We start from the raw sequence: 21234 nt of genomic DNA, 5'->3' as shown, positions 1-21234 counted from the left end.
CACCGTCCTTCTACATGTATTGATCTATGACTATTACTGATAAATTAAAGTCCATATTAGATCCACTTATTTCAATGTCATTTAAACCTGGCAACAACTCTAAAAAGTCTTTGCCTACTTTTTCACTAAAACCGTTTGCTCCATCCTTAATGATCGTGTAATTTTGTCCATTTATCTCAAAAGAAGCATCCGTGAAATTCTTCAAAGAAAAAGACTTCCCATTCGCACGGAAAGTCACATTGTCACCACTGCCTGTAATTATTATTTTTGGTCTTATAGCATAGCCGTTTACAAAAGTCTGTACCGTTTGCGGTGAACTAATATGTTCATCGTCAACATAAACAGTTTCGAAAGAATAGTCATCATCAAAGGTCACTGTTTCACTATCCCAGTGAATTTCATTGTTCTCCACATTACTGTAATGCCAAGCTTTGTTGTTAATAAAAGGCAAGGTGAAATCTCCGGCTATAGCTCGCCTTAAAATATCCAGCGATCCAGAGTATCTCACCCAATGATACTTATTCGACTCTAAATCGTAGGACAGCTTAACATTTTTCGGTCTTCCCCAATCATCCAAGAGAAGCCTGGTTAATTCTTTCACCTTTCGTTGGACATCAGCCATATTGTTGCTTCTAACCCTTAGAGGAATGGCATGAGGTACAGGGTCCATTTCCGATGGGAAATCATAGACCCCATGCATACCAGGTATTTCTAATGTTTTGTCGCGGGTAGGAGGTAAACCCGGAAGCTCTATATCTAGCAATATATCAATGCCTAAATCCTTTTTTAAATGTACACCGTCAATTGCAACCATTACCTGTACCCCCTACCTCTTGCAGATTTTACTTTTTCCCCTTGCAGATATCGCTTCATCGGCTTTCCTGTTGTTCTTACAATAGCCTCACCGTTAACATCAAAGGAAGTTTCCAACACAATTTTGTCCAGGACTTTATCAACCAAAGCCCCGATATCAATGCTTCCTCCACCGCTGTTACGTTGCATTTCGCTAGAGAATATATTTCGAAGCATCTTCTCAGGTGCTACAATTTCCGGGTTTCCTGTTCCGGCATCACCAATCATGGCCAAAGTTGGATCGGCTGCAACACCACCAGTTGCCAGTGAAGGGATTCTCGGTAAAGAAACAGATGGGATGTGTGGCAATCCGAAAGAACCACCGCCTATTCCTGGTACCCAATCCGGAATATCTATGCTCGGAATACCGTTTATTGCCCTAGAAATTCCATTGACCATGCTCTCTATGGCACGCAGGACTCCGTTCGCCATAGAGATAATTCCGTTTATTGGTCGTTTGACCCCATTTTTGATGGCTACCCATGCTGAAACAAAACCGTCCTTCAAAGAAGATATCCCCGAAAGTAATTTAGACCAGGTTCGAGAAAAGAAGCCAGAAATACCCGACCAAATAGAACTCGTTGTATCGGAGACCCAGCGCCAAGCTTTGCCGATTATTGACTGACAAAATTCTACCGATTTAGTAAAAATCGACCCTATTTTTGAAAAAATTGAGCTGAAAAAACTAGCGATTCCGGAAAAAACTGATTTTGTTAAATTAGAAGCAGATTTCCACCCAGAAGCTATCTTAGCAACTACTAAAGCAATAAATTTTAAAGTTACATCCCAAAAATCCTGCCAGAATTTTTTTAAAAACGCTGCTACCGCTACAAAAATTTGCACCGTAAATTCCTGAATTTTGCTCCAGTTTTTCACTATCACTGTAGCCAAAACAGCGACAATTGCAATTACCCCTACAATAATGCCAGTCCACATTAAAAATGGAGCACTAAGCCCCATTACAACAAGCGATAAGCTACTTAATAAAATCAATAAAGGACCAATGGCTGCAATAATAGCACCAACTACCATAATGACTATTTGGGCAGTCGGTGACAGATTTGCAAACCATTCCGCGACTTTTTGAACAGCAGAAATCAAAGGAGGCAAAGCATCTTTAGCAAGGTTCAACAAAGTTTGTCCCAAAGGTTCTAGTGCTGTCATAGATTGGTTTTTGAGTTCCTGGAATTGTTCTCCTATGGTTTTAGTTTCTTCTGTAGTCTCGTTTATCAGGCCTTGAGAACCTTCCATACTGTCTCCAAGTTCATCAAAGGCAGGAATAGCACCATTTTTAATGGCCGTCATCAAACGCTGGGCACCTTCTGCACCAAATGTTTCGGTAGCAAGAGATAACGCTTCCTGACTGTCCTCTGTTTCACGTATTTTCTTAACTACCTTTTCTAGTTCATCACGGCTGTTTTTCCCTTCGGATGCCCAGTCACGAAATGACTTATTCAACCCTGGCATGATACGACTCACTGCAATACCATTTGATTCCAAGCTTGCCATAAATTCAGCAGATTCCTGCATATTAAAGCCGGCGTTACCCAAGACAGAACCATAGGTTGTCAATTGACCACTTAATTCTCCTAACCCCACGCCATAATCCTGGGTCATTTTGTATAGGTGATCTAATTGGCCAACACCTTCATCAGCAGGAATTTGCCATTGTTTCATAGCCCGACCGAATGCTTCACTATTTGCAACGCCATCTTCCCCTAATGTCCTCGAAGCATCTAAAACACCCTTGGTTAAATCACCTAATTGATCCCCGGTTGCTCCTGTTAAGGTGTTAATCGTTGATAGAGCATTGGAAACTTGGTCAGCACTATCCGGAACGCTTTCAAATACATCTTTAAAGGTATCTTTCAAGCCTTCCAATTTATCACCAGTCGCACCAGTACCAACTCGGATATTTCTATAGGCCTGATCTAAGGAGTCTGCTGCTGCAAAACCAGCTGCACCCACAGCCATTATAGGAGCAGTTAGATAAGTGGACATCTTTTTCCCGACGTTATTGGCTTTCTTTGCAGAACCTTGAAGTGTTTTTTGAAGGTCCTTTACTCCATGCTTTGCTCCCAGTTGATCTATTTTTGTACCTATGGTTATTTTCCCATCATTAGCCATGCTTTCCACCTCCTTTGGCGGATGCAATGAATGCAGCTCCTAGTTGGTCAAATGTTTGATTGATGCTCTCCACGGATGGTTTATCAAGCTTGTGGAGACGTTTTAATTTGAGAAGCTTGTCCACGTCTTTGGCGTTATGCTTGTTGCGTTCTGGGACATCGCATGTGCGAATCTCAATCACTTTCTTAAATGGCGTTCTTTCACTCAGTCCAGTTAGAAGTGCAATGAATTTCTTCCAGTGAAGCCTGCCCTGGTACTCGAATAGATCCATGTTGTAATCCATTAAAAAAGACGCGAATATCAAATCCGCATCCTTCTCCAAGTCATATGTTTTTTTAGGTGTTGAGCTCTCTTCCTGGTTGTCATCATCTTCTTCTGGTTCTTCCTCGTCCTCTTGATTTAGAATGAATTTATCAAATATAAAACCTACTAATTCCGATTTGTCATAGATAGAAAGCTCAATATCTCCGCAATTAATGACCAGCATTTCAAACATTTGTTCAATTTTCTCTGTGTCTGTGAAATCTTTATCTTTCTGCAATTCAAAAAGGCGCAAGACATTATCGAAAGCCATATCAAGCTTTAATTCGACCCCTTGCACAATTAAAGTGTCATCCAACCAGTCCGTAAGCTTCATTTGATCACTTCTTGCGTTTTGGTTTGTATCGCTGTTTTTTCTTGTCATCAACTGTTGCCAGTTTGGAATCTAACCATTCCATAATTTGATTTATAAGTCCGACAAGATTAATCATTGATTTACCACAAGCCTGGTACATCTTTTCGTATGAGCCGGCACCAAGGAATGTTTCTATGAATTCCTTAACGAACTCAAACCCTTCATCTTCAAGCTTTTTGCGTTCTTTTTCGCTCATTTCAGGGATTTTATCTTGTTTCTTCGCATAATCAGATGCTTTTTTCGAGTAAATTTGCGCTTGTTTTTGATATCTTTTTAAGCTTTCATCATCATAGAAGAGCTTATAATCTTCTCCAGCAATCTCCACTTCGTCATATGCTTTACTGTTTACATCAAAACTTAACTTTGCCAATATCTTTCACGCTCCTTTTGAAATAAAAAAAGAGCAGCCATTAAGCTGCCCTTATATTAGGTTGTTGTTGTAGTTGTAGTGGTATCTGGTGGTGTAACATTCGGTTTACCATTGAAGTGAACAGCCACTGTGATTTCGCCTTTTGCATTAGCCTCACCACTAGCCCCTGTAATCTCAGCAAGAGTACAATCCCCTTCTACTATAGTCCCGTCAGGCATTGTCCAACGATAGTCCGTTTCTCGTTCTGTCCCAAGAGAAAACTGCCTAGAAAAAATAAAATCTTGTGCTTCGTCCCCATAGTAGCGATGACCGCTGAAGGTCAAAATCAATTGCCCACCCATTACAGTGGATCGTAACCAACCGTCATCTGTTAAATATGCGGTTTGATCTACTTCCTCATTGTTTGATGGTTCGACACCTGTAAAACCTTGCCCCATTCGGGCGTATGTGCCTGGATCAGTACCAGGTGTAGTATTAATTTCAAAGCGATGTTTTGATTGTGTAAGAAAACCCTCTGGCATAGTTCTTCCTCCTTTAATTTATATATAATTCCGCTTCAAACATGGCTGTCCATAACGCTCCATAGCTTGTCTTCTGAACAAAATTAGGAGTCGTAGTACATTGGAATGAAACCAATTGAAAAGAGCCATCACTTGATGTGATAGCTCCGTTGGAAAGATTCTCATATTCACTTAATAATTGCTCGATCATTCGATATGCTTCTAAATTGTCTCGATGATGGACCAGCAGCTGAAAGGAAAAGGGATATATTTTCGATTTCTCCATATACCTTTCGCTAATGTTAGCTGGAGAAGGCCGCAATGCTATGCTGTTTCCATCTTCTTTATATAATCCAATACCAACAGTAGGAGGTGTATAAGACAACCCTTCTGTATATGCTTTTAATCGTTCAAGAAAATCCATCAGATACACCCCCTAAATGTGCTTCTTCACTTCTTTTTCAGCTCCATCAAGCCATTCTTTAAGAAATTGTGCTTTGGCATTTTCGAACCAGAATCCCCTGGCATTTGGATTTTTGTCAGTTGAGAAGTCATAATACGGATTGTAATATAACCGTCTTGCATATTTGGTTTTCCATACTACTTCACCACTACCAACTTTCGTATTAATAACTCCACTATCCCGTAGGTTCCAAGTTCTAGCCGGGATATAAAAATTACTGTCTTTAAGAATTTCACCATCAAGGTATTTCTGGCCATGACCTAATGCATCATCAATCTTCTTCTCGATATCGAAAAACTCTACTTTGACATTGAACATCTAAACCAACTCGATTTCTAAGTGGTGTGGTTCAGGGCCAAATGCTGTGGGAGCCAAAACTTTGGTGACTTCCCGGTATTCAGTCTCTCCAAGCACTCTGAATCTGTCCCTTTCTTTCACTTGTGGGAAGGATGACGAATTAACTCGATCAATGATCAATAAATGATTAGCTTCTTGCCCTTCAGAGTTAGAACTCCTATTCAAGGAGGTTGCAGACTCAACACGTACATAATGAATCGCCACTGGATCTGCATATTTTTCCTTCCACCCATCATTATTTAAATAAGCTTGATATTCAGTAGAATGTGGCAACAATCGCTTAGGAATCGGTTTAACTCTTGGCATTACCTCACATCCAATCCGGCATAAAGTAATCCAGTTGGTTCCAGGTAAGATAAGGCGCTAGGGCTTATTCTGTCGGCCTGTTTATTTCCGGTGCTTCCACCGCCACCATAGCTGAACGTACCTACTTTTACATTCCCTAAATCGCCCTCTGTTCCGGCATTAACTTCAGAATCGCCGTCCTTCTCCACATAAAACTCCACTTGTGCAGCTGTAGCCTTTTTAACTTGCTTCTGTAGAAAGGTTGCCAGGTTATCAATGCCGTAATTAGCAACGGAATACCTGGTCACTTGATCTATAACATCACTGGCACGTTCAATATACCTTTCAATTGTGGTATCGTCCGGTTCTTCTTTTCCTTTGAAATCATCCCGGTAATAGGTAATATCGATATAACCCATAAATAAAGCGCCCCCTTATTTAGAGGACGCATTATCGTTATTTTCCTGCTTATTAGCTGATTCAGCTTCTTGCAGGGATTTTTCAAGTTCTTCAACCTTTGCCTTCAACTCTTTATTTTCTTTCAAAACTTTCTTATGAGTTGACTCAGCAACAGTTTTTTCTTGCTGCTCCTCCACGATTTTCCCGTTTTTATCGGCTTCTTGATAGCCCATAGCCTTTAATTCCTTTATTTTCCCCTTATCATCTTCCTGCAAAATTACATTATCTCTACGAAAGTAAGGCATGTTATCACTCCTTGTAATTATTAATTATTTAGGCTCCAGTAGGCTCGTGAGATACGATTACACCGGCCGCTTGATTCTTCATTACAAACAGATCATGATACAAACGGTTTTGGTACAAGTACCCGTCGCCTTCTGTATGATCCCCTGGTTGGAATAGATACACAGAATTCAATTTTGATTTCGCTACAACCGCTCCACGATAGACAATAACCCAATTCAATTGAAGTGCATCAGCAGCAGGAACAAATCCGTCTGTGAAATCAAAGCTAGAATGGAAACGATCCACGTCAAATACCTCAATCAAACGAACACCGTCAAGCGTGGTTACACGAGTTTCAATGATGGTCCCCTCATTGCTGATTGAAATACTTCCTTTGCCCTCTTTATATAACTCAATGGCATCCATTACATCAGCAGATACATAGACCACTAGATTCGCAATCCCGTATTTCCGTACTTTTCGTAGGTCTCGCTTAAGAGCAGTGATAACATTGTCAGCTGTAATTGCTTCACCTGTAGCACGGTTTCCATTGATTGCATTGGTAGCAAGCTTAGAGAACCGATATGCATCAATTTCAGGTCCCGCATGGTCATTCAAGAAAGTACGAGTTACGTTAGCAGCACTTGCAGCCTGGTTGGATTCATCTACATCCATTTGGTCAACAAACAGCTCGACATCACGGTCGAATTGCAGCGTATATGGCTCATGGGTTACATCAACCGTACCTCGGTTATATCCACCGTTCCTGCTATGGTTTTTAAAGCCACTAACAGATAGAGAAGGTACATGGAAAGTCTTTGCACCCATCCATTGAACGTTTGGCGTCTCCAATACATTTGTTAGAGTAGCCTGTTTAATTACTTGATCCAGTTCCGTTTGATACTTTTCAGCGTAGTTAATCGCCATTAATAATCATCTCCTCAAATTATTCTTTACCTAGTAATGTTTTTGCGAAAGCGTCCATGTTACTCTCAGAAGAATGTTGGCCTGTTGAGAATGAAGGTTTTTGTTGCTGTTGTTCTGTTTGGTCTTCTTCAAAAAGGTATGGATCACTTTCTTTAATGGTTTTCAGCTGATCATCCAAACCTAATAGTTTATTACCATCAAGTTTGATATTCTCAGTATCTAGCAATGCTTTAATAGCTTTAGGATTGCGGGCTTTAGCATTTCCTAGCGCATCTTTTAAAGCATAGTCAAATTGCTGTTGTTGAATTTGCGATTCATAATCATCTTTAAGTTTTTGGTTGTCGTCTTGCAGCTGTTGAATCTTGTTCTGCAATTCTTCATTTCCTGTGGCTTTGGTTTTAAGGTCTTCAAGTTGCTGATCGCGTTCTCCGAGAGATTTCTTGTAGTCATTCTTTTCTTTGTTGACTGCATCAAACTTCTCTTTCGGAATGTAACTTCCATCAGAAACCACAGCAAGCTTGTTATCACCAGCTTTCTCCATGACTTGGTTGTACAGTTCTTCTCCAAGCAATTCTTTTAAATCCATCTATATCGTCTCCTCATTAGTTTTTTTAACGTGTAACCCTCCACGCTAAGGAATCCGCTTAGTTTCACCCCAAGCCTTTAAAAAGGGCATAAAAAATAAGCTTGTTTAACGTCTGTTGCTTAAAGACAAGTGTTACCTCATACCTTTTATTCGCGCTTCCTTTCGTTCTGCTTCCAACAATGATTTCTGTATTGCTTTAACAGTCTCTCCTCCGGTTTCCAATTCTGGAGGGCTTTTTCTTTCAGACAACATATTTGGATTATCTTTTAATACTTGATTCAAGACCTTTCCCAGACGATTAATCATTTCCTCGTCTTGTTCGTCATATCCTGCAGCTTCGAATATGGCGTGAGTCAATTCATGTACAAAGACCTCTTCTTTTCTTTCATCAGAGATATTTTCAAGAATCTCAATTGTTGTTTGGTCATAATCACAAGCACCCAGAAAATTTTTGTTGTTATTAATCCCAACATAAGGTTTTTCTTCAACTACATAATTCAATCCAGCGACTTTCACTTGTTTAGGTATCAATTCCTCACCGCCTTTTCATAATCATTGCGTAAACAAAGAATGCAACTATAGGAATAGTGATAAATATAGTCATCAATAAACCAGTTAAAAACATTTCATCACCTACCCTAAGTAATTAGGCTCCTTCTTCTCATCTTCAAGCTTTTTCACTTTTTCTACTAGCTGAAAGAACATCATTTCAAGCTGCTCGTGCTGGTTCTTTAGTTTCTCAAACTCCTTTTTACTTACTGGCAATTTGGCACCTCCTAATAGATTTGCTCTCTATCATACTGGCGTGTACGATTTGTAGACTTAATGAACCCTCTCATGTTTGCTTGTCTATCCAAAACCTTGCGTTTGGCAGTTTCAAGACCTTTTGAATCCTCCATAGCCTCCATCATCCGCATTTCACGCTTAGCATCACGGATGCGCCTTTCCAGATATCGTTGCTTCTGGCTGTTTTCATACTGCCTATCATTCGTTTCCGGATCCCGGGGCTTATAAGTCCGTTTACTGACTCCTTCAATGAATGGATATTTAATATGGCCGCAATGAACACCGAATAATCCGTCCGGCTCTCCAATACTTGTACTAGCCAAGGCAGGGTATTTAGGATGATTGCCACTTCTGGAATAAATTCTACCCTGATAAGGTGCACATTTAGGACGGGCGCCAGAGTGGGAGCTTACTTCCACCAAATCATTGCCATATTCGTCCATTCTGGCGTCTTGCATGTCGTTTGCTATGTTGTTGCTCATGGAGCGGGTAATCATGCTCACATAGCCTTCTGTGTACATTCTAGCGCCATTGCTTTTCTCTAAAACTGGCATTCCTTTTTCTGCCCATTCAGAAGCAGTCTTTCTCAATGCTTCTTGTGGTGTGGAGACACCCGCCAATACTTCACCTGTAGTCCGGTTGATAATGTCTAAATAGACTTGCTGTGATTGCTCTAGCATAGTCGTATTGATGAGATTGAATCTATCCTTTGCTTGCCTATCAAAAGCAACTAAAACATCCTGCAGGGCTGTGCTTTCCTCGACTGGTGGTGCTTTTCGGAGAACACCCTTTTCAGCACCCTCTTGTAAGTCATCCTCTGTCTCTTGAACAGCAGAATAACCGGCTTCTTCCAACATCTTGGTTATTTCCTCAATTGCCTTGCCAGAATACTGGGATAATGTTTCAAGATTCTCTTCTGTAAGAGTGTTTAGATCGTTAAGCCTTAGCAGCTGCCAGGATTCAATCTTGCTGACTTCTCCACCCTTTTCGATTTCGTCTAGCAATCTCTTATCCTTGGCTATTTTCTTAGCGATATTTACAAGGATTTGTTCTTCAATCCCCATGTAAACATCAACGATAGGCTTAGAAAGATTCTGCAGCTTCTTTTTGTCCATCAGTTACCACTGCCTTGGCCTGTTCCGAAGAAATCCACGTCTTGAGCTGTTGCTGTAGCATTCTCTTCATCGATTTCCTTCATCATTTCCAACGCTTCCTCTTCTGTGACCCCATGAATTTTCATGATTTCCTTTTTCCGGGGACTGAGTTTGTTACTTACCAACTGAATAGACCTGGCAACCTCTGCCGTTTTGTCCTCTGCCACGCTATCATCAAAAGTAACAGTGACTTCCACATCTTTCGGAGCGCTAATCAATTTGTAAAGCTCACCTATCTGAACGATAGATTCAATCAATTCCTGCAGTCCGGCCTCAATAATGGTTTCATGAGACTTCTTCGATTTAAATGTCTTAGATTGTTCGGAAACAACCTCCGTAGCTGTTTTCATGCTCTGGCCATCGAATGTGAATGTTCCTGAAGAAAAGCCTGTCTGCATAGCAAGAAGGTTCAACATGGCGTTAATGGCGCTAATATGCTCTTCCACTCTTAACTCAATGGAGATATCATGGATTTTGCCTTCTTCTGGCTGCTGATATTTCATTGCTTCGTAGGTTTCGTCATCAGCATCAAAGTAACGATGAAACTCTTGGGTGTTTGGATCCACCACTGTTTTAACCATTTGCGCCGGCACCAAGATACGCTTTTTCCCTAGACGGAATTCTCTCTGAAAGCTGTCAAAGGCTGTATCAATTGATTTAATGGTATCTATGGAGTTTGCATACAAAGATATGCCCATCGGGCTCTGAGTATCGATATTGTTAGCGATATTCGGCTTAAAATAAACGAATAAAGGCCGTTTCAAGTTTTCGATTGGTACTTCTTCATCCAGATCAGGGAAGAATCGCTCCAAAGGAACTTTAATCCCTAAATCATTGCCGTTTTTGCTCTCATACACTTCGTTGCGGATAACATATATACCGTTTTCCCAGATATGCCATTCCAAGTGAGTGTATTTCTTATTGCCTTTTCGGAATTCATTAACAAAGACACCCTCTCGAACGCCATCATTGCCCCATGAGATAGGGATAAAGCAATCAGCTGTCACAAACGAAAACTTTATTTGCTCCCCTTCTACATAAGGCTTGATGACCATACCACCATGAGCGAAGTTATATTCAAGATAGTCCTGGAACTTTTTATAGAACTTGTTCTTTTTGAAAACATCGTTAATGTCTTTTTTCAGGCCCTCATCGCCAATGCTAATCTCGCATTTTTCATTAAAAACTAAAGAAGCCATCTCCTCTGAGATGACCTTTGGCATGTTCAATGTCTGCATTCGGCGGGTTTGCTGCCCTTTGCCAACAGTATGATATTTAATTGTGTGTATTTCTTCATGATAGCCTTTGTATAAAGCCTTCCAGTCATCTATCTTCTGGTACATTTCCTCATTCATGTAAATGTCCTTGTGATTCTCCAAGCTATTGATTCCTTTAATTATATTCAATCGATACAGCACCTCCTTTATCTTGTAAATTATGCTCTTGAACATCGTTTCACCGCCTTACAGGACGTATTCTCGATAGAAATGATTATTAGCGTATCTCGCTTCATCCATTGCATGGTTAAAATCATCAATGGGGTTTCCGTTATCATCTCTTACATACATACCAATTTCTTTGATGAAATCGTAGTGATCATATTTATCGTTTTCCACCAGGAAGAATTGTTCGTTGGTCATGGAATTCTGGAATCGTTCAATACCTGTTTCAATCCCGCCGCCTTGCCTCTTAGCGTCAGTAGCATTGTTATCAGCTCTTTCTGTATCAACGCCTATTTTGTGTAATTCTTCGCGAAGTGATTTACAGGCAGGGTCCACAAACACATCCGTATAGCGCATTTCGTATTTATCAACGCACCATTGAATGAACTCCTTTATTTCCTTGGCATAGGTACTCATAGCTTTTACTTGGCCTGTTTCAGCCCCGCTATGATAATAATTTCCTGCTCGATTCAATCTGAATTTTTCTCCATACCTGGTAACAATGTTGCAGCTGCAGGAAGTGGCATCTGATTGACCGCCATCAGCCACAAAGTACATTTCATAAGGCTTACCTAACAAAGCCGGTATCTGGTGGACTGCCGGATTGAACATGGAATAAATAACACCTTCTGGCATTACTCGTTTTCCGTACCAGTCACGATCCAGCAAGTATGGATTCTTTTTCAGCGTTTCATAGATTTCCTGTTTACGCTCATCGCTGATTATCGGGTTGTCCTGAATAGTCCAATGCGTCCAGCGTGTGTTTTGAACATCGAATACCTCGGTAATAACCGGATGGTTAGGTGCTGGCGGGTTTAAGTCTGCAAGAAAATATCTATCCTGTGCAGCAAAGGTACGTCTAAAGCATTCTTGAATCATTCCCATGTTCAATAAGTTAATCTCACAAAAAACAACAGACCCTAGCGACATACCAGTTATCGCGCCGACACTGTTTGCCTTGGCTCCGCCTTTGTAATAGACACGTTTTATTCCATTAGGTGTATGGACTTCCAAGTGATCTCCATGCTCATCATGTTTGATATCAGCCAAATCTCCGAATATATGCATCAACCCGGTTCCGTCACCATCGATAAAAAGCCTAAATGCTTGCTCCTGGTTATATGCGGCAATCAAATGGTTTGAATCTCTGGAAAGAGTAAGGTAATCAGCGTATCTGAAATGCCCTGCAGTCGTCTTACCACTTCTAGGTGTTCCTTCCAGCACGTCCATGGTGTAATCATATGGTCTGTAAATCGTTTCAAGTTGTTTTTGCGAAAACTCAATTCCTGTTTTGCTCATAGGCTTTACGTCCTTCAATTAATGCATCGAGTAGAGAAGTATCTTTCTTTTGACCTTTAACAAGCTTGATTCTTTCCTCCAAGAACTCAATTTCTTTCTGGTCTTTCTTGTTCTTAATCTCAAGTGACTTCAATTGCAATTGTAGCTTTGGATCGAACATGCCTATATGCTTGCCGATTAATTCAGTAGCTTTATTGGCTCCGTTACTATCGAATTGATACTCTCCAGTTGGCACCATTTCACCTAATGCCGGGTCCCACGTTTCAACAGGTTCTGCTTGCATGGATCTGTCCGATATATCTTTCAATCGTTTTAGAACCCAGTAAGCATCAAGTTCCAATTTCTCAGCGCGCTTATCCTTCAATTCTTTCACACGCGCGGAAATGTTAGCTTTTGTTAACAGTCTTGCTGCCGTCTGCCTAGCTGTTTTCTCACTATAACCAGCTCTAATGGCTGCCTGTGTAGCATTCAAGTCTATAATGTATTCCTGACAGAATAACTCTTGTTTTGCAGTTAACTTAGCCATTTATGTCATCACCCTACCCCCTTGTTTTAATAAATTTACGCAAAGAAAAAGCACCCCGGTTGGGATGCTTTCAATAAAAGGTTATTTTGCTTTGTATATTACCATCGCAGCATAAATATCTATAGTTCCGCCATACGGCTGACTGTCAGGCGCAGTATTAGAAACATTAAATTTTATATCTATTAGTCTATCTTCAGGTAAATTTGCCAGGAATTTATTCAATTCATTTTCTAAAGCTGCATTATTAGCGCCCCTAAGTATCTTTGTTTGAACCACTGAGTATCCCTCCTCTCATCAAACAAATTCGACAAAAGGAAGTACCTTCCTGCACATTAAGACAACCGCAAGAGTATTCCAAATTATAATTTTGATTTGAATTTTTCAATCAATAATTTGATATTTTTAATATCTGCTGCATTATTTTTTTCTATTTCTTCTTTTTTGGTTTGCAATAACTCCACACTTTGCTGCACATTTTCCAACCATTCGCTATATTGAGAGTACACTTCTCCCTCGTTTACACCACTGTTTTTAATTACTGAATAGATATCTTCAATCTCTCTGATTTGGTGCAATTCACTCAATACGTTTATTTTTTCAATACTCTTATTCGGATAATTTTCCGGACGCTCTATGGTATAAATGTCCTCTAGCTTTTTTTCTAGTTCTTTAATATGCTGTTCACAAAAATTTTCAAATGCTACTTTATCCATCTATTACCACCCCCTTTATTATTATTTTACGATAATTAATCATTGCTATGGGGTGGCTTTTTGCGACACAAAACGACAAGACACCCGAAAGGGTGCCTCCTATTTGCTATTCTTCTTTGGTCCGGAGCGACCTTCTAAACGGCTGTCTTTCTTACTGGTGTTAGAAGAATTCTGTTTACTCACCGGACCTGGCTTCGTTCTGCCTTTTTTGGCCATGAGACATACCTCCTTATCGGGTATTTCTCGTATTCCGGGACGGGAATCTGCCTCGCCGTCCTCCCTTCCAGTTTACACAGCAGATTTTTCTTCAATCAAATCATGCAAGAAGTGGCATTTTTGGCATAATTGGCACAGCATGTCCTCTTTTAACTCTCTAATTTTATTTCTGTTAAGGCTTAAGTGATCAGCGATAGAACGGTAGCTCATGCCTTCCATCATGCAATCTAATACAATCTGCTGCTGTTCATCTTCAAGGTAATCGACCATTAATTCAATTGCTTGTACTTTCTCTTGATATGCTAACCAGCGCTTGTATAATCGTTTTTCTCTAGCTTCCATAGCATCAATTTCAGCAGCACTTTTTATATTCGTATTCGCTTTTGGCAAAGAAGCTTCTACCCCCATTTGCTGGACTAAACCAAAAGAAGGTGACTTTGAATATCTTCCCCAGATAATAACCTCGATACGATCCAGTTCTTTCTTACGCCAATGATATTCATAAATGAGATTTTCGACTTGTTTCTTATTCATTCCAACCAGCTCCAATCTCGAATAATTGTTTTGCATATTCGCTTCTTTTCACTGGCTCTTGTGGCTTCTTATCCTTGTCTTTCCTAAATTCACTTACTTTCCACTGCATTTTATACACTTCATCGACCCCCTCGATAAAATAAAAGAGGACACCAACTAAGCAGCTGCAATCAGCTAACTTAATCAGTGTCCTCGGTTTTTCCGATAGACTTATTTAATTTTCATTTTCTCCTAGTATGTGTTTAATTTATAAAGTCACTTTCATCTTCGAATATCCAATCGGTAATTACATCTTCAATGGGAGGCATTTCCCCTAATTTTTCGAAAGCTTGCTTTCTCATATCCTGCAGTTCTTTTTCAAAGTTATTCCTTTTACTTATAACTCGATTTATGAATTCACCAACTTTATACAAAAATTTCATGGTATCTTCTTTTGATTCGGTAGCCGTCATCACTTCTAAATTCATCGGTATTGTCATTACTCTTGCTCCGGATGTTGCCTCAGATACATTTATACCGCTATTTAATGGGATAGCGCAGAAATGATACTTTCCCACTTTGATTTCATGACCAGTAACAGGCAACCATTCATCGAGTGCTAAATAGAACTTTTGAGTTTGTTCGTTAACCGATATTTCCATTTATTTTCCCCTTTCCCTCTTCAATAAATTGGTCTATCCCTACCTCTTCGAATAATTAATCTCATATCGTTGCGGCTTGCCATCCTGCCAATGAATCACTTGCTTTCCAAACCCTTCACCAGGGACATCCACTCGATCTAGTTGCCCGTCTTTTACTCGATACACCGCGTTTTCCTTAAGGTTGATCTCAGCCGTCTTCTTCTCTACATCCATTTTCATATCAGGCGCCCCCTTGTTTATGCTATACTTTAGTTATTCAGGCTAAAGTCGGGCGCCCGCTCGGCTTTTTGTTATTCTTCAGATGCTAAATCAAATGCGTGTTCAAATTGCTCACTTGTAATATCCAAGTTTATTGGTTCGTAAATCTCAAGCCAGGCTTTTACGTCGAAGGACACATACGCATCATCTCCAAATTTATCTTTCAGGAACTTCTTGTGAGCTTCTGATAGGGTTATCAAATTATCAACATCTTGTTCATCCGGTTTTGATAAATCCTCTCTCCAGATCATCATGGCGTTTTCTATTTCATTTATGGATACATCTAACTCTTCATCGCTCCAATCTCCCACATCCATAGAAGCAGCTAAATAACGTTCATCCTTCGATTTGTTTTTAAATGCGATAACAGGTATTTTGTTCATCTCTTCCCCTCCATCACTTGTCTTTCAAGCTTCCTGGCATAATGCAGCGTTTCAATTAAAATCTTCCGGTTTTCCCCGAGAATCTTGTCCTCAAAATCAGAGCCTTCCACCAACCCAATTGCCTTGGAAAGCTTTTCTTGATCAGTCATTGTTTTCACTCCTTCGTAATTTCGTCGACTGCGAAGCTATCTTTCTTGTTTCTCTTTTATAGTTTGTTCATTATCGCATTGTTTACATTTCATCAGACCAACTTCTACACCATCTGACATAACTAAATACTCGTTTGAATAAACCATTTTTTCACCGCACTTTTTACATCTCATAATTCATTCTCCCTTCTAATGCTTTTGTTGTATTCGTCAAACTCTGCCTTGGAAACTTCGATATACCCATCACCTAAACAACTAAGGCATTCTGATTCGGGTATGTCACGGTCTATTCCATATCCTTCGCACATTAAGCAAGTTATTTTATACTCCATTTAATCACCTTCTCACTTCGCTTTTCAGTCAACTATAAATTACCATTTATAAGAACAAATGTTCGTGATAAACTAATATAAAAAAGGCGGTGTACCCATGAATCCAGAAATTGAGAAAACGATCTACAGCTATATCATCCTTCCGTATGCCCTCAAAATCTTTAAACGCGATCGGAAGCAGTTCGAGAATTTCAGTTCGTCTGCAGCATATCCGGTGTACCTGGACAAACTAGACACCGTGATTGATTCCGTCCAGCAGGATTTGAATTCCATTAAGCTGGAGATTATCAAGAAGTATCACTTGCGCGTCAAATACATAGGCAAAGAGAATGAAATGGTGCAATACAAGTGGTACTCCAAAAGTGATTCCGGCGTTATTTGGATTGCTGCAGATGACCTTCGAAACTTAACCAAAGACATGATGAGCGATTATCTGTATGGGTCCTTGGCCGTTGAAGTAACACCTTCAGGGCGACCTTGGGCTATGCATTAATGCCTCCTAGCTTTTTTCCGGACATAATCCGGGAGACTTTCTTCTATGATGGTCTCCTGGGTACTAAATCGGGTAAGACATTCTGAGTATTCATATCTGCGCCATCTTTTAATTACTTTGATTTTTCTTCTTACCTCTAGAACTTTAGCTTTTTCGCCACAAACAGGACATTTCATCCTAAGCCCCCATTTCCTCTAAGACTTCCACCCTTACCTCGATCCTTGGCTTTTCGCTGTAAAACTTGGAAACTCTCATTTCAACGATCTGGCTGTCATCCTTCCAGATGATTTGATTCAGCGCATCTGCAACAGCTTTCCCGTAGTTATCGACATCCGGCTTGGTAATCGGCCTGTATAATCCTGCCTCGGCTTCTTCTCTGCGTTTTTTAGACATATTCGAGAGCAATGGCTTGTACACTTTAATAAAGACAACTACAGGCCCCTCTATTGGCATTTTGGGAGCGTGTTGCTGGGCGACCAATCGGACGTACTGTTTATAATCCTTTGACTTGCCCGGATCATAGACAACTGTTTTTCCTTTTCGGTTTTTTCCGGCCCTTGGTCTGCCCTGGGCAACTGCCTCGCCTAAGACAGTGAACTGAATCATGCTAACTCTCTCCCAAGACGACATTTTGCATTAATGTACTCATGTTCCAAGGTAAACAGGCTGACATCCTCCAGTTTCCGGCCATCTCTTGTTTTATCTACATCCATCAGATAAAGCTCCGTGATAAGCTTTGTTTTCCGTTCCTGCACTGCTCTAGCTTTCTGCTTTTCTACCAAATCCATAATTGAATCACTCCTCCTAACGTTGCTAATAGTCCAAAACCAATTAAGACATTCGTAATCAAATTGCTAACTGTCGCGGCCTTCGTCCTTTCTTCGTCTAAATTTGGGTTCACTTTTGGACCTCCTAATAGCCGTTTACTTGCCGATCATGGTTGATTTTGTTTTTCTCCAGGTATGCAGCTTCGATTTGTTCAGCCGTAAATCCTAATAACTCTCCTAAATGATTAAATCCATGAAGGACACTTCCGTAATTATGTTTCTTGTCAGCTTCTTCATATTTCAAAGTGCTTACACCCATAATTAAGTCTGATAAAACCTCTGTAACATTGCTGGATATTAGTCTGTTTCTTGTCAATATATCAATATCAGTCAGCTTTAAATCCAATCCGATACTTAAGATAAAGTGCAGGCAGTCCACGTACTCTTCTAGCACCTTTTTTCCATTCCGTTTGAATCCTAACTTCCAAAACTTCCATGCATCCTGAACTTCTTGCGCCAGCTCCCCAAGCTCAACCTGTAGAGCAAGGATTTTCTGTGGCAATAAATCCTGCCCTTGCAGCCCTTTTTCTTTAGTTATGTGGAAGTCCAAGCCTCCCTGTATCTCGAATAACTTATCCCAGTTCATTGTCTGCCTCCTCTATCGTCCATTTGCCGTTAATCCATTTATCAAATGATAAACCCGTTCCCTCTAAGAACTGGATGGAAATGCTTTTGTTAAAAGAAGTTAAGAATTCATTGGTACGTTCATTCCAAAGCGCAACCCTTTTCCCATCCTTCAAAGCCCTCACTGCTTCTTCAAAAGACACATAGTTTGGTAGTATGCGCCATTTCCACGTAAGTACATGTCCAAATATTTGTAACGGAGAGGGACTTGGTAGACTCCCATCATTTTTGCACCACCGAATGTCTCCATCTTCTTTCTTGATTACGTGTTTATAACTTGGTCCATAGTTGCTCGGTATGCATTTTGCTGATTCTAACTCCGCGCGCTCGCCCACCTTCAACCGATCTATCATTTCACCTGTTGTAAGCCATTCACGCATCCTTCTACCTCCTAAATATAATCAAATATTTCCGTCTGTCCTTGCTCTCGCAATTCCTGCTGCAGCTTCATGATTGCTGCTCTTTCCTGCACCTCCTGGGGCGGATTGTAAGCCGGCCTGTCCAGTTCGTCGTTCATCAGAATGTTTTGAGCATTAAGCCGATATGGATAGGGAAGACCGCAACGTCCCAGCCATTCTCTTTCAAGCTTTGCTCGATGTTCTGGATGTTTTTGGTGCAAGGCGACTATTTGATGTAGTGCTAGTTGATTTAGGTTTTGCATTGGCTTCCTCCTTAAAGCAAAGGTAGTTCTTTTTCTGAGTGAACCTCATCCCAATCAAATGTTTCTAAAATTTTCATAAGCCGTTCCATCTTTGGTGCCCTCCAAGCTGTCATTGCATATGTGTGGACTTCTTTTGTATAGTGATAATGATTCAACCGGATATGTTGTTTTGCTTCCTCTTTCGTTAAAAACATAGTATTAGGTATTACATAATGTTCTTTTACTTCTGGGACTAAATATGCACCGTCATCAACATATTCCTTTATCCAATCAAGAGCGCTTAATTCGCATCCTATATTAGCAAACCCTTCCTGAGCTTCTTCATTAAATTCTTCTTCAAGTTGTTCTTCTTTGTCTTTCAGGTATTCCTCTAGCTCCCAATCTTCTCCATCATTAGGTATATAAACTGAATATCTTTCTGCTGCTGAATCATCCCATGTACCTACCCATCTATAATCTCCGACTGTCCAAAATCTTGGTTCAGCTTGGCTGTCGCGATCCTGCGTTTTTAATTCTTTCTGCAATTCTTTTAAAAATTGAATATCGTTATTCACTTTTACTCTCCCCTTTCAGCCTGTAAGTAAATGGCCGTTCAATAATCCCTTTCCTCGCTTGATGAAACAGAGCAAGAAACACTTCATCCGGATGCCGTTTGAACCTCTTGGCCATAAACTCAATTGAAGCGCCTTCTTCCCATTGCTTGGTGATTTCTTCAAGCTGATCCTTAGGGAAGGCTAATTCCAATTCCTCCAGGCAATACTCATAATCTCCGGTCAATGGCAACACTGGAATGATTTGTTCATTCGATGTATTGAATTTCCTTGCTGTTCTCATGCTGTCTCCCTCTCTGATTCATCCAGTTTTGCTAATATTGCAGCATACCGATCTTTGAAATATTTATCGGATAAAGGCGGGCACTTCGGGCAAGGGGTGATTTCATATCCAAATCCGTTGTAAGAATGAATTGCGCCTGTTCCGTTGCATGTTTGGCACATTATGTCGTCGCCTCCTTTATCAAATGGGGATGCTCGTAAATGTTGCCTAAATAAGTCCAACTGGTTTCATGCAATCCGTAAAACATACAGATTGGTATTTTCTCGTCTTTGAATTCTTCGGGGTTTCCATATCCCATATATTTTCTTATGTCGTGATGATTTACTTTTGTTAAGCAAACGCATGCTTGATCATCGTTATAAGTTAATACGCCGACTACTTCATCTTCGTATTCGTCACCATCAAATAGAAATTGATGCATGCTTACAATATCGCCCGTGTACAGTTCCTTTGGTTCTTCAAATTGTTCAATGTCTTTCAGGCCTGTGTACTGCCTTGCCACCAGTTCCACTTCTTCTTCGGCGCTATTGTTCGTCCCGAATCCTACATCAATCATTTGGTGAATGATGCCTCTTAAAGTTTTGTCACTAGCTGCAAAGTATTGAAAGGTCCAACCATTTAAGGTTTCACCGGCTTCATCTAGTTCCCACATCTTTTGATTGACCGCATCCCAAAATTGGATCTTGATCTCTTGCATGAAATACCTCCTTAGGCGCCTTTCCTCAACCGATAATCAGCGCCCTCCACTTTGTATAATCGTTCTCCGCACATTCCTAGCAATCTACTGGAAGCTGCATAACCAATCTTTTCGCTCAAGGTTCCGGTGTCCTCATTAGAGCTAAACAAGATCGGGAGCTTATGCAGGTACCGGTGATTGATGATTTGGTAGTAGAAATTCTCTTTCGATTCCGACCACTTTGCTTTGCCCAGATCATCCCAGACAAGAACATCCACCTTGAGAGCGCTGTTCAACAGTCCTGCCAATGTGACACCTTCATCGTTCATTCGTTTGGCATTAATCAGATCATCCATAAACGTTACGTCTGACACGCATAGCACCCGGCAACCTCTTGTGAATCGGGAATACTGTTTTTTGTCGCTACGATTAGGTGATATCTCATCCCTCACCTTGATTTTCCGCATGATATACTTTGCGGCAGCCATTTGGAGATGGGTTTTTCCTAATCCAAAATTGTTATGTTCCGCCTTGGCTTGATACCTTTCTCTTGGATCCAGACCTCTAATTCGTGATTCGCCAAGAACTGCAATAAACCCCATGCTGTTATGTTCTGGTTTGCCGTCCACAATTGATTGGAATGTCTTTAAGTAATCTGTCGTTGCCTTAAACAATGTTTGCTGGACGTCTGTGGCTTGTTCATAATTATCAAATCTTGCATTCTCAAATTCACTTGGTATCAGGGCGTTTTTAAAGCGATTTTGAAGATTCAATGTTTCCTGGCAATGGCACGGCCTATAGACATCCTTTTCACGTTCTAAATAGTCGTCATATACTTTTTCAAGCAACGAACCGGTAT

At 40.5% G+C, this 21234-nt stretch carries 37 protein-coding genes and 1 pseudogene; 1 reads left to right on the top strand and 37 read right to left on the bottom strand.

The window, feature by feature from the left end; translation table 11 throughout:
• Positions 1–10: 10 nt before the first annotated feature.
• The 26 genes and pseudogenes from CZ434_RS14650 to CZ434_RS22235 all read right to left on the bottom strand — a co-directional run bounded on the left by CZ434_RS14650 (position 11) and on the right by CZ434_RS22235 (position 15928).
• Positions 11–814, bottom strand: a complete 804-nt coding sequence (locus CZ434_RS14650) for a phage tail domain-containing protein (protein WP_077623845.1) — start codon at positions 812–814, stop codon at positions 11–13.
• Positions 814–2979 (bottom strand): phage tail tape measure protein, encoded by a 2166-nt coding sequence (locus CZ434_RS14645; protein ID WP_077623844.1) that lies wholly within the window; start codon positions 2977–2979, stop codon positions 814–816. The genes CZ434_RS14650 and CZ434_RS14645 overlap by 1 nt, the downstream gene beginning before the upstream one ends.
• Positions 2972–3616 (bottom strand): Gp15 family bacteriophage protein, encoded by a 645-nt coding sequence (locus CZ434_RS14640; protein ID WP_179107286.1) that lies wholly within the window; start codon positions 3614–3616, stop codon positions 2972–2974. Before CZ434_RS14640 ends, CZ434_RS14645 begins: the two co-directional genes overlap by 8 nt.
• Positions 3617–3620: 4 nt before the next feature.
• Positions 3621–4025 (bottom strand): hypothetical protein, encoded by a 405-nt coding sequence (locus tag CZ434_RS14635; protein ID WP_077623842.1) that lies wholly within the window; start codon positions 4023–4025, stop codon positions 3621–3623.
• Between the two features lie 56 nt (positions 4026–4081).
• Positions 4082–4546: a phage tail tube protein gene (locus CZ434_RS14630; protein WP_077623841.1), complete on the bottom strand. Its 465-nt coding sequence runs from the start codon at positions 4544–4546 to the stop codon at positions 4082–4084.
• A 13-nt stretch (positions 4547–4559) separates the two neighbouring features.
• Positions 4560–4949 carry a phage tail terminator protein gene (locus tag CZ434_RS14625; protein ID WP_077623840.1) on the bottom strand — a complete coding sequence of 130 codons (390 nt, stop codon included), beginning with the start codon at positions 4947–4949 and terminating at the stop codon, positions 4560–4562.
• 12 nt (positions 4950–4961) lie between these two features.
• Positions 4962–5306, bottom strand: coding sequence for a minor capsid protein (locus CZ434_RS14620; RefSeq protein ID WP_077623839.1), 345 nt, complete (start codon positions 5304–5306; stop codon positions 4962–4964).
• Positions 5307–5651, bottom strand: coding sequence for a putative minor capsid protein (locus tag CZ434_RS14615; protein WP_077623838.1), 345 nt, complete (start codon positions 5649–5651; stop codon positions 5307–5309).
• Positions 5651–6049 (bottom strand): head-tail connector protein, encoded by a 399-nt coding sequence (locus tag CZ434_RS14610; RefSeq protein ID WP_077623837.1) that lies wholly within the window; start codon positions 6047–6049, stop codon positions 5651–5653. The genes CZ434_RS14615 and CZ434_RS14610 overlap by 1 nt, the downstream gene beginning before the upstream one ends.
• A 15-nt stretch (positions 6050–6064) precedes the next feature.
• Positions 6065–6334 carry a hypothetical protein gene (locus CZ434_RS14605; RefSeq protein WP_077623836.1) on the bottom strand — a complete coding sequence of 90 codons (270 nt, stop codon included), beginning with the start codon at positions 6332–6334 and terminating at the stop codon, positions 6065–6067.
• 28 nt (positions 6335–6362) lie between these two features.
• On the bottom strand, positions 6363–7241 hold the full coding sequence (locus CZ434_RS14600; protein WP_077623835.1) for a hypothetical protein: 879 nt from the start codon (positions 7239–7241) through the stop codon (positions 6363–6365).
• Positions 7242–7260: 19 nt separating this feature from the next.
• Positions 7261–7827: a phage scaffolding protein gene (locus CZ434_RS14595; RefSeq protein WP_077623834.1), complete on the bottom strand. Its 567-nt coding sequence runs from the start codon at positions 7825–7827 to the stop codon at positions 7261–7263.
• 132 nt (positions 7828–7959) lie between these two features.
• Entirely contained in the window at positions 7960–8358 is a 399-nt protein-coding gene (locus CZ434_RS14590; RefSeq protein ID WP_179107285.1) for an ImmA/IrrE family metallo-endopeptidase, read from the bottom strand.
• A gap of 102 nt (positions 8359–8460) precedes the next feature.
• Positions 8461–8592 carry a hypothetical protein gene (locus tag CZ434_RS22680; RefSeq protein WP_281252278.1) on the bottom strand — a complete coding sequence of 44 codons (132 nt, stop codon included), beginning with the start codon at positions 8590–8592 and terminating at the stop codon, positions 8461–8463.
• A gap of 11 nt (positions 8593–8603) precedes the next feature.
• Positions 8604–9728 carry a phage minor capsid protein gene (locus CZ434_RS14585; protein WP_077623833.1) on the bottom strand — a complete coding sequence of 375 codons (1125 nt, stop codon included), beginning with the start codon at positions 9726–9728 and terminating at the stop codon, positions 8604–8606.
• Positions 9728–11218, bottom strand: a complete 1491-nt coding sequence (locus tag CZ434_RS14580; protein WP_077623832.1) for a phage portal protein — start codon at positions 11216–11218, stop codon at positions 9728–9730. Before CZ434_RS14580 ends, CZ434_RS14585 begins: the two co-directional genes overlap by 1 nt.
• A gap of 12 nt (positions 11219–11230) precedes the next feature.
• Positions 11231–12508: a PBSX family phage terminase large subunit gene (locus CZ434_RS14575; RefSeq protein ID WP_077623831.1), complete on the bottom strand. Its 1278-nt coding sequence runs from the start codon at positions 12506–12508 to the stop codon at positions 11231–11233.
• 178 nt (positions 12509–12686) lie between these two features.
• Positions 12687–13034, bottom strand: a pseudogene (locus CZ434_RS22790) (terminase small subunit); the annotation flags it as partial.
• An 81-nt stretch (positions 13035–13115) separates the two neighbouring features.
• A complete protein-coding gene (locus CZ434_RS14565; RefSeq protein WP_077623829.1) occupies positions 13116–13310 on the bottom strand; it encodes a sporulation protein Cse60 in 195 nt (64 codons plus the stop codon).
• An 83-nt stretch (positions 13311–13393) separates the two neighbouring features.
• On the bottom strand, positions 13394–13747 hold the full coding sequence (locus tag CZ434_RS14560; protein WP_077623828.1) for a hypothetical protein: 354 nt from the start codon (positions 13745–13747) through the stop codon (positions 13394–13396).
• A gap of 288 nt (positions 13748–14035) precedes the next feature.
• Positions 14036–14497 carry an RNA polymerase sigma factor gene (locus CZ434_RS14555; protein ID WP_077623827.1) on the bottom strand — a complete coding sequence of 154 codons (462 nt, stop codon included), beginning with the start codon at positions 14495–14497 and terminating at the stop codon, positions 14036–14038.
• Positions 14490–14615 carry a hypothetical protein gene (locus CZ434_RS22675; protein WP_281252277.1) on the bottom strand — a complete coding sequence of 42 codons (126 nt, stop codon included), beginning with the start codon at positions 14613–14615 and terminating at the stop codon, positions 14490–14492. Before CZ434_RS22675 ends, CZ434_RS14555 begins: the two co-directional genes overlap by 8 nt.
• 124 nt (positions 14616–14739) lie before the next feature.
• Complete coding sequence (locus tag CZ434_RS14550) at positions 14740–15138, bottom strand: hypothetical protein (RefSeq protein WP_077623826.1); 399 nt, start codon at positions 15136–15138, stop codon at positions 14740–14742.
• 39 nt (positions 15139–15177) lie between these two features.
• Complete coding sequence (locus CZ434_RS14545; protein ID WP_077623825.1) at positions 15178–15357, bottom strand: DUF3954 domain-containing protein; 180 nt, start codon at positions 15355–15357, stop codon at positions 15178–15180.
• Between the two features lie 71 nt (positions 15358–15428).
• On the bottom strand, positions 15429–15779 hold the full coding sequence (locus tag CZ434_RS14540; RefSeq protein WP_077623824.1) for a hypothetical protein: 351 nt from the start codon (positions 15777–15779) through the stop codon (positions 15429–15431).
• Positions 15776–15928 carry a hypothetical protein gene (locus tag CZ434_RS22235; RefSeq protein WP_179107284.1) on the bottom strand — a complete coding sequence of 51 codons (153 nt, stop codon included), beginning with the start codon at positions 15926–15928 and terminating at the stop codon, positions 15776–15778. The genes CZ434_RS14540 and CZ434_RS22235 overlap by 4 nt, the downstream gene beginning before the upstream one ends.
• A 429-nt stretch (positions 15929–16357) precedes the next feature.
• Between CZ434_RS22235 and CZ434_RS14535 the strand changes: the two genes are divergently transcribed.
• Entirely contained in the window at positions 16358–16753 is a 396-nt protein-coding gene (locus CZ434_RS14535) for a YhjD family protein (RefSeq protein ID WP_077623823.1), read from the top strand.
• A 177-nt stretch (positions 16754–16930) separates the two neighbouring features.
• On the opposite strand, the gene CZ434_RS14525 is transcribed toward CZ434_RS14535, so the two are convergent.
• From CZ434_RS14525 to CZ434_RS14485, 11 genes are read right to left on the bottom strand one after another with little or no spacing between them, the layout of a single operon-like run.
• Entirely contained in the window at positions 16931–17359 is a 429-nt protein-coding gene (locus CZ434_RS14525) for a RusA family crossover junction endodeoxyribonuclease (protein WP_077623821.1), read from the bottom strand.
• The gene (locus CZ434_RS14520; RefSeq protein WP_077623820.1) at positions 17356–17541 is read right to left on the bottom strand and encodes a hypothetical protein; all 186 of its coding nucleotides are present in this window, start codon (positions 17539–17541) and stop codon (positions 17356–17358) included. The genes CZ434_RS14525 and CZ434_RS14520 overlap by 4 nt, the downstream gene beginning before the upstream one ends.
• The gene (locus CZ434_RS22670; RefSeq protein WP_281252276.1) at positions 17529–17654 is read right to left on the bottom strand and encodes a hypothetical protein; all 126 of its coding nucleotides are present in this window, start codon (positions 17652–17654) and stop codon (positions 17529–17531) included. The genes CZ434_RS14520 and CZ434_RS22670 overlap by 13 nt, the downstream gene beginning before the upstream one ends.
• Positions 17655–17665: 11 nt before the next feature.
• Positions 17666–18166 (bottom strand): dUTP diphosphatase, encoded by a 501-nt coding sequence (locus CZ434_RS14515; protein WP_077623819.1) that lies wholly within the window; start codon positions 18164–18166, stop codon positions 17666–17668.
• The gene (locus tag CZ434_RS14510; protein ID WP_077623818.1) at positions 18153–18584 is read right to left on the bottom strand and encodes a hypothetical protein; all 432 of its coding nucleotides are present in this window, start codon (positions 18582–18584) and stop codon (positions 18153–18155) included. The genes CZ434_RS14515 and CZ434_RS14510 overlap by 14 nt, the downstream gene beginning before the upstream one ends.
• A gap of 11 nt (positions 18585–18595) precedes the next feature.
• On the bottom strand, positions 18596–18865 hold the full coding sequence (locus CZ434_RS14505; RefSeq protein WP_077623817.1) for a hypothetical protein: 270 nt from the start codon (positions 18863–18865) through the stop codon (positions 18596–18598).
• A gap of 11 nt (positions 18866–18876) precedes the next feature.
• Positions 18877–19419 carry a hypothetical protein gene (locus tag CZ434_RS14500; protein WP_077623816.1) on the bottom strand — a complete coding sequence of 181 codons (543 nt, stop codon included), beginning with the start codon at positions 19417–19419 and terminating at the stop codon, positions 18877–18879.
• A complete protein-coding gene (locus CZ434_RS14495) occupies positions 19412–19699 on the bottom strand; it encodes a hypothetical protein (protein WP_077623815.1) in 288 nt (95 codons plus the stop codon). The genes CZ434_RS14500 and CZ434_RS14495 overlap by 8 nt, the downstream gene beginning before the upstream one ends.
• Entirely contained in the window at positions 19696–19860 is a 165-nt protein-coding gene (locus tag CZ434_RS22230; RefSeq protein ID WP_179107283.1) for a hypothetical protein, read from the bottom strand. The genes CZ434_RS14495 and CZ434_RS22230 overlap by 4 nt, the downstream gene beginning before the upstream one ends.
• Complete coding sequence (locus tag CZ434_RS14490; RefSeq protein WP_077623814.1) at positions 19860–20396, bottom strand: YopX family protein; 537 nt, start codon at positions 20394–20396, stop codon at positions 19860–19862. Before CZ434_RS14490 ends, CZ434_RS22230 begins: the two co-directional genes overlap by 1 nt.
• 11 nt (positions 20397–20407) lie before the next feature.
• Complete coding sequence (locus CZ434_RS14485) at positions 20408–21223, bottom strand: ATP-binding protein (RefSeq protein ID WP_245830997.1); 816 nt, start codon at positions 21221–21223, stop codon at positions 20408–20410.
• Between the last annotated feature and the right edge of the window lie 11 nt (positions 21224–21234).

Source organism: Sediminibacillus massiliensis (assembly GCF_900156915.1).
Classification (GTDB): Bacteria; Bacillota; Bacilli; order Bacillales; family Amphibacillaceae; genus Sediminibacillus_A; species Sediminibacillus_A massiliensis.
The sequence above is the reverse complement of the archived record's forward strand: the minus strand, read 5'-3'. Positions and strand labels throughout refer to the sequence as shown.

Coding starts and splice junctions, on each gene's coding strand:
- CZ434_RS14650 (WP_077623845.1), bottom strand. CDS start 814: ATGGTTGCAATTGACGGTGTACATTTAAAAAAGGATTTAGGCATTGAT.
- CZ434_RS14645 (WP_077623844.1), bottom strand. CDS start 2,979: ATGGCTAATGATGGGAAAATAACCATAGGTACAAAAATAGATCAACTG.
- CZ434_RS14640 (WP_179107286.1), bottom strand. CDS start 3,616: ATGAAGCTTACGGACTGGTTGGATGACACTTTAATTGTGCAAGGGGTC.
- CZ434_RS14630 (WP_077623841.1), bottom strand. CDS start 4,546: ATGCCAGAGGGTTTTCTTACACAATCAAAACATCGCTTTGAAATTAAT.
- CZ434_RS14625 (WP_077623840.1), bottom strand. CDS start 4,949: ATGGATTTTCTTGAACGATTAAAAGCATATACAGAAGGGTTGTCTTAT.
- CZ434_RS14620 (WP_077623839.1), bottom strand. CDS start 5,306: ATGTTCAATGTCAAAGTAGAGTTTTTCGATATCGAGAAGAAGATTGAT.
- CZ434_RS14615 (WP_077623838.1), bottom strand. CDS start 5,651: ATGCCAAGAGTTAAACCGATTCCTAAGCGATTGTTGCCACATTCTACT.
- CZ434_RS14610 (WP_077623837.1), bottom strand. CDS start 6,049: ATGGGTTATATCGATATTACCTATTACCGGGATGATTTCAAAGGAAAA.
- CZ434_RS14605 (WP_077623836.1), bottom strand. CDS start 6,334: ATGCCTTACTTTCGTAGAGATAATGTAATTTTGCAGGAAGATGATAAG.
- CZ434_RS14600 (WP_077623835.1), bottom strand. CDS start 7,241: ATGGCGATTAACTACGCTGAAAAGTATCAAACGGAACTGGATCAAGTA.
- CZ434_RS14595 (WP_077623834.1), bottom strand. CDS start 7,827: ATGGATTTAAAAGAATTGCTTGGAGAAGAACTGTACAACCAAGTCATG.
- CZ434_RS14585 (WP_077623833.1), bottom strand. CDS start 9,728: ATGGACAAAAAGAAGCTGCAGAATCTTTCTAAGCCTATCGTTGATGTT.
- CZ434_RS14580 (WP_077623832.1), bottom strand. CDS start 11,218: ATGTTCAAGAGCATAATTTACAAGATAAAGGAGGTGCTGTATCGATTG.
- CZ434_RS14575 (WP_077623831.1), bottom strand. CDS start 12,508: ATGAGCAAAACAGGAATTGAGTTTTCGCAAAAACAACTTGAAACGATT.
- CZ434_RS14560 (WP_077623828.1), bottom strand. CDS start 13,747: ATGGATAAAGTAGCATTTGAAAATTTTTGTGAACAGCATATTAAAGAA.
- CZ434_RS14555 (WP_077623827.1), bottom strand. CDS start 14,497: ATGAATAAGAAACAAGTCGAAAATCTCATTTATGAATATCATTGGCGT.
- CZ434_RS14550 (WP_077623826.1), bottom strand. CDS start 15,138: ATGGAAATATCGGTTAACGAACAAACTCAAAAGTTCTATTTAGCACTC.
- CZ434_RS14545 (WP_077623825.1), bottom strand. CDS start 15,357: ATGAAAATGGATGTAGAGAAGAAGACGGCTGAGATCAACCTTAAGGAA.
- CZ434_RS14540 (WP_077623824.1), bottom strand. CDS start 15,779: ATGAACAAAATACCTGTTATCGCATTTAAAAACAAATCGAAGGATGAA.
- CZ434_RS22235 (WP_179107284.1), bottom strand. CDS start 15,928: ATGACTGATCAAGAAAAGCTTTCCAAGGCAATTGGGTTGGTGGAAGGC.
- CZ434_RS14535 (WP_077623823.1), top strand. CDS start 16,358: ATGAATCCAGAAATTGAGAAAACGATCTACAGCTATATCATCCTTCCG.
- CZ434_RS14525 (WP_077623821.1), bottom strand. CDS start 17,359: ATGATTCAGTTCACTGTCTTAGGCGAGGCAGTTGCCCAGGGCAGACCA.
- CZ434_RS14520 (WP_077623820.1), bottom strand. CDS start 17,541: ATGGATTTGGTAGAAAAGCAGAAAGCTAGAGCAGTGCAGGAACGGAAA.
- CZ434_RS14515 (WP_077623819.1), bottom strand. CDS start 18,166: ATGAACTGGGATAAGTTATTCGAGATACAGGGAGGCTTGGACTTCCAC.
- CZ434_RS14510 (WP_077623818.1), bottom strand. CDS start 18,584: ATGCGTGAATGGCTTACAACAGGTGAAATGATAGATCGGTTGAAGGTG.
- CZ434_RS14505 (WP_077623817.1), bottom strand. CDS start 18,865: ATGCAAAACCTAAATCAACTAGCACTACATCAAATAGTCGCCTTGCAC.
- CZ434_RS14495 (WP_077623815.1), bottom strand. CDS start 19,699: ATGAGAACAGCAAGGAAATTCAATACATCGAATGAACAAATCATTCCA.
- CZ434_RS22230 (WP_179107283.1), bottom strand. CDS start 19,860: ATGTGCCAAACATGCAACGGAACAGGCGCAATTCATTCTTACAACGGA.
- CZ434_RS14490 (WP_077623814.1), bottom strand. CDS start 20,396: ATGCAAGAGATCAAGATCCAATTTTGGGATGCGGTCAATCAAAAGATG.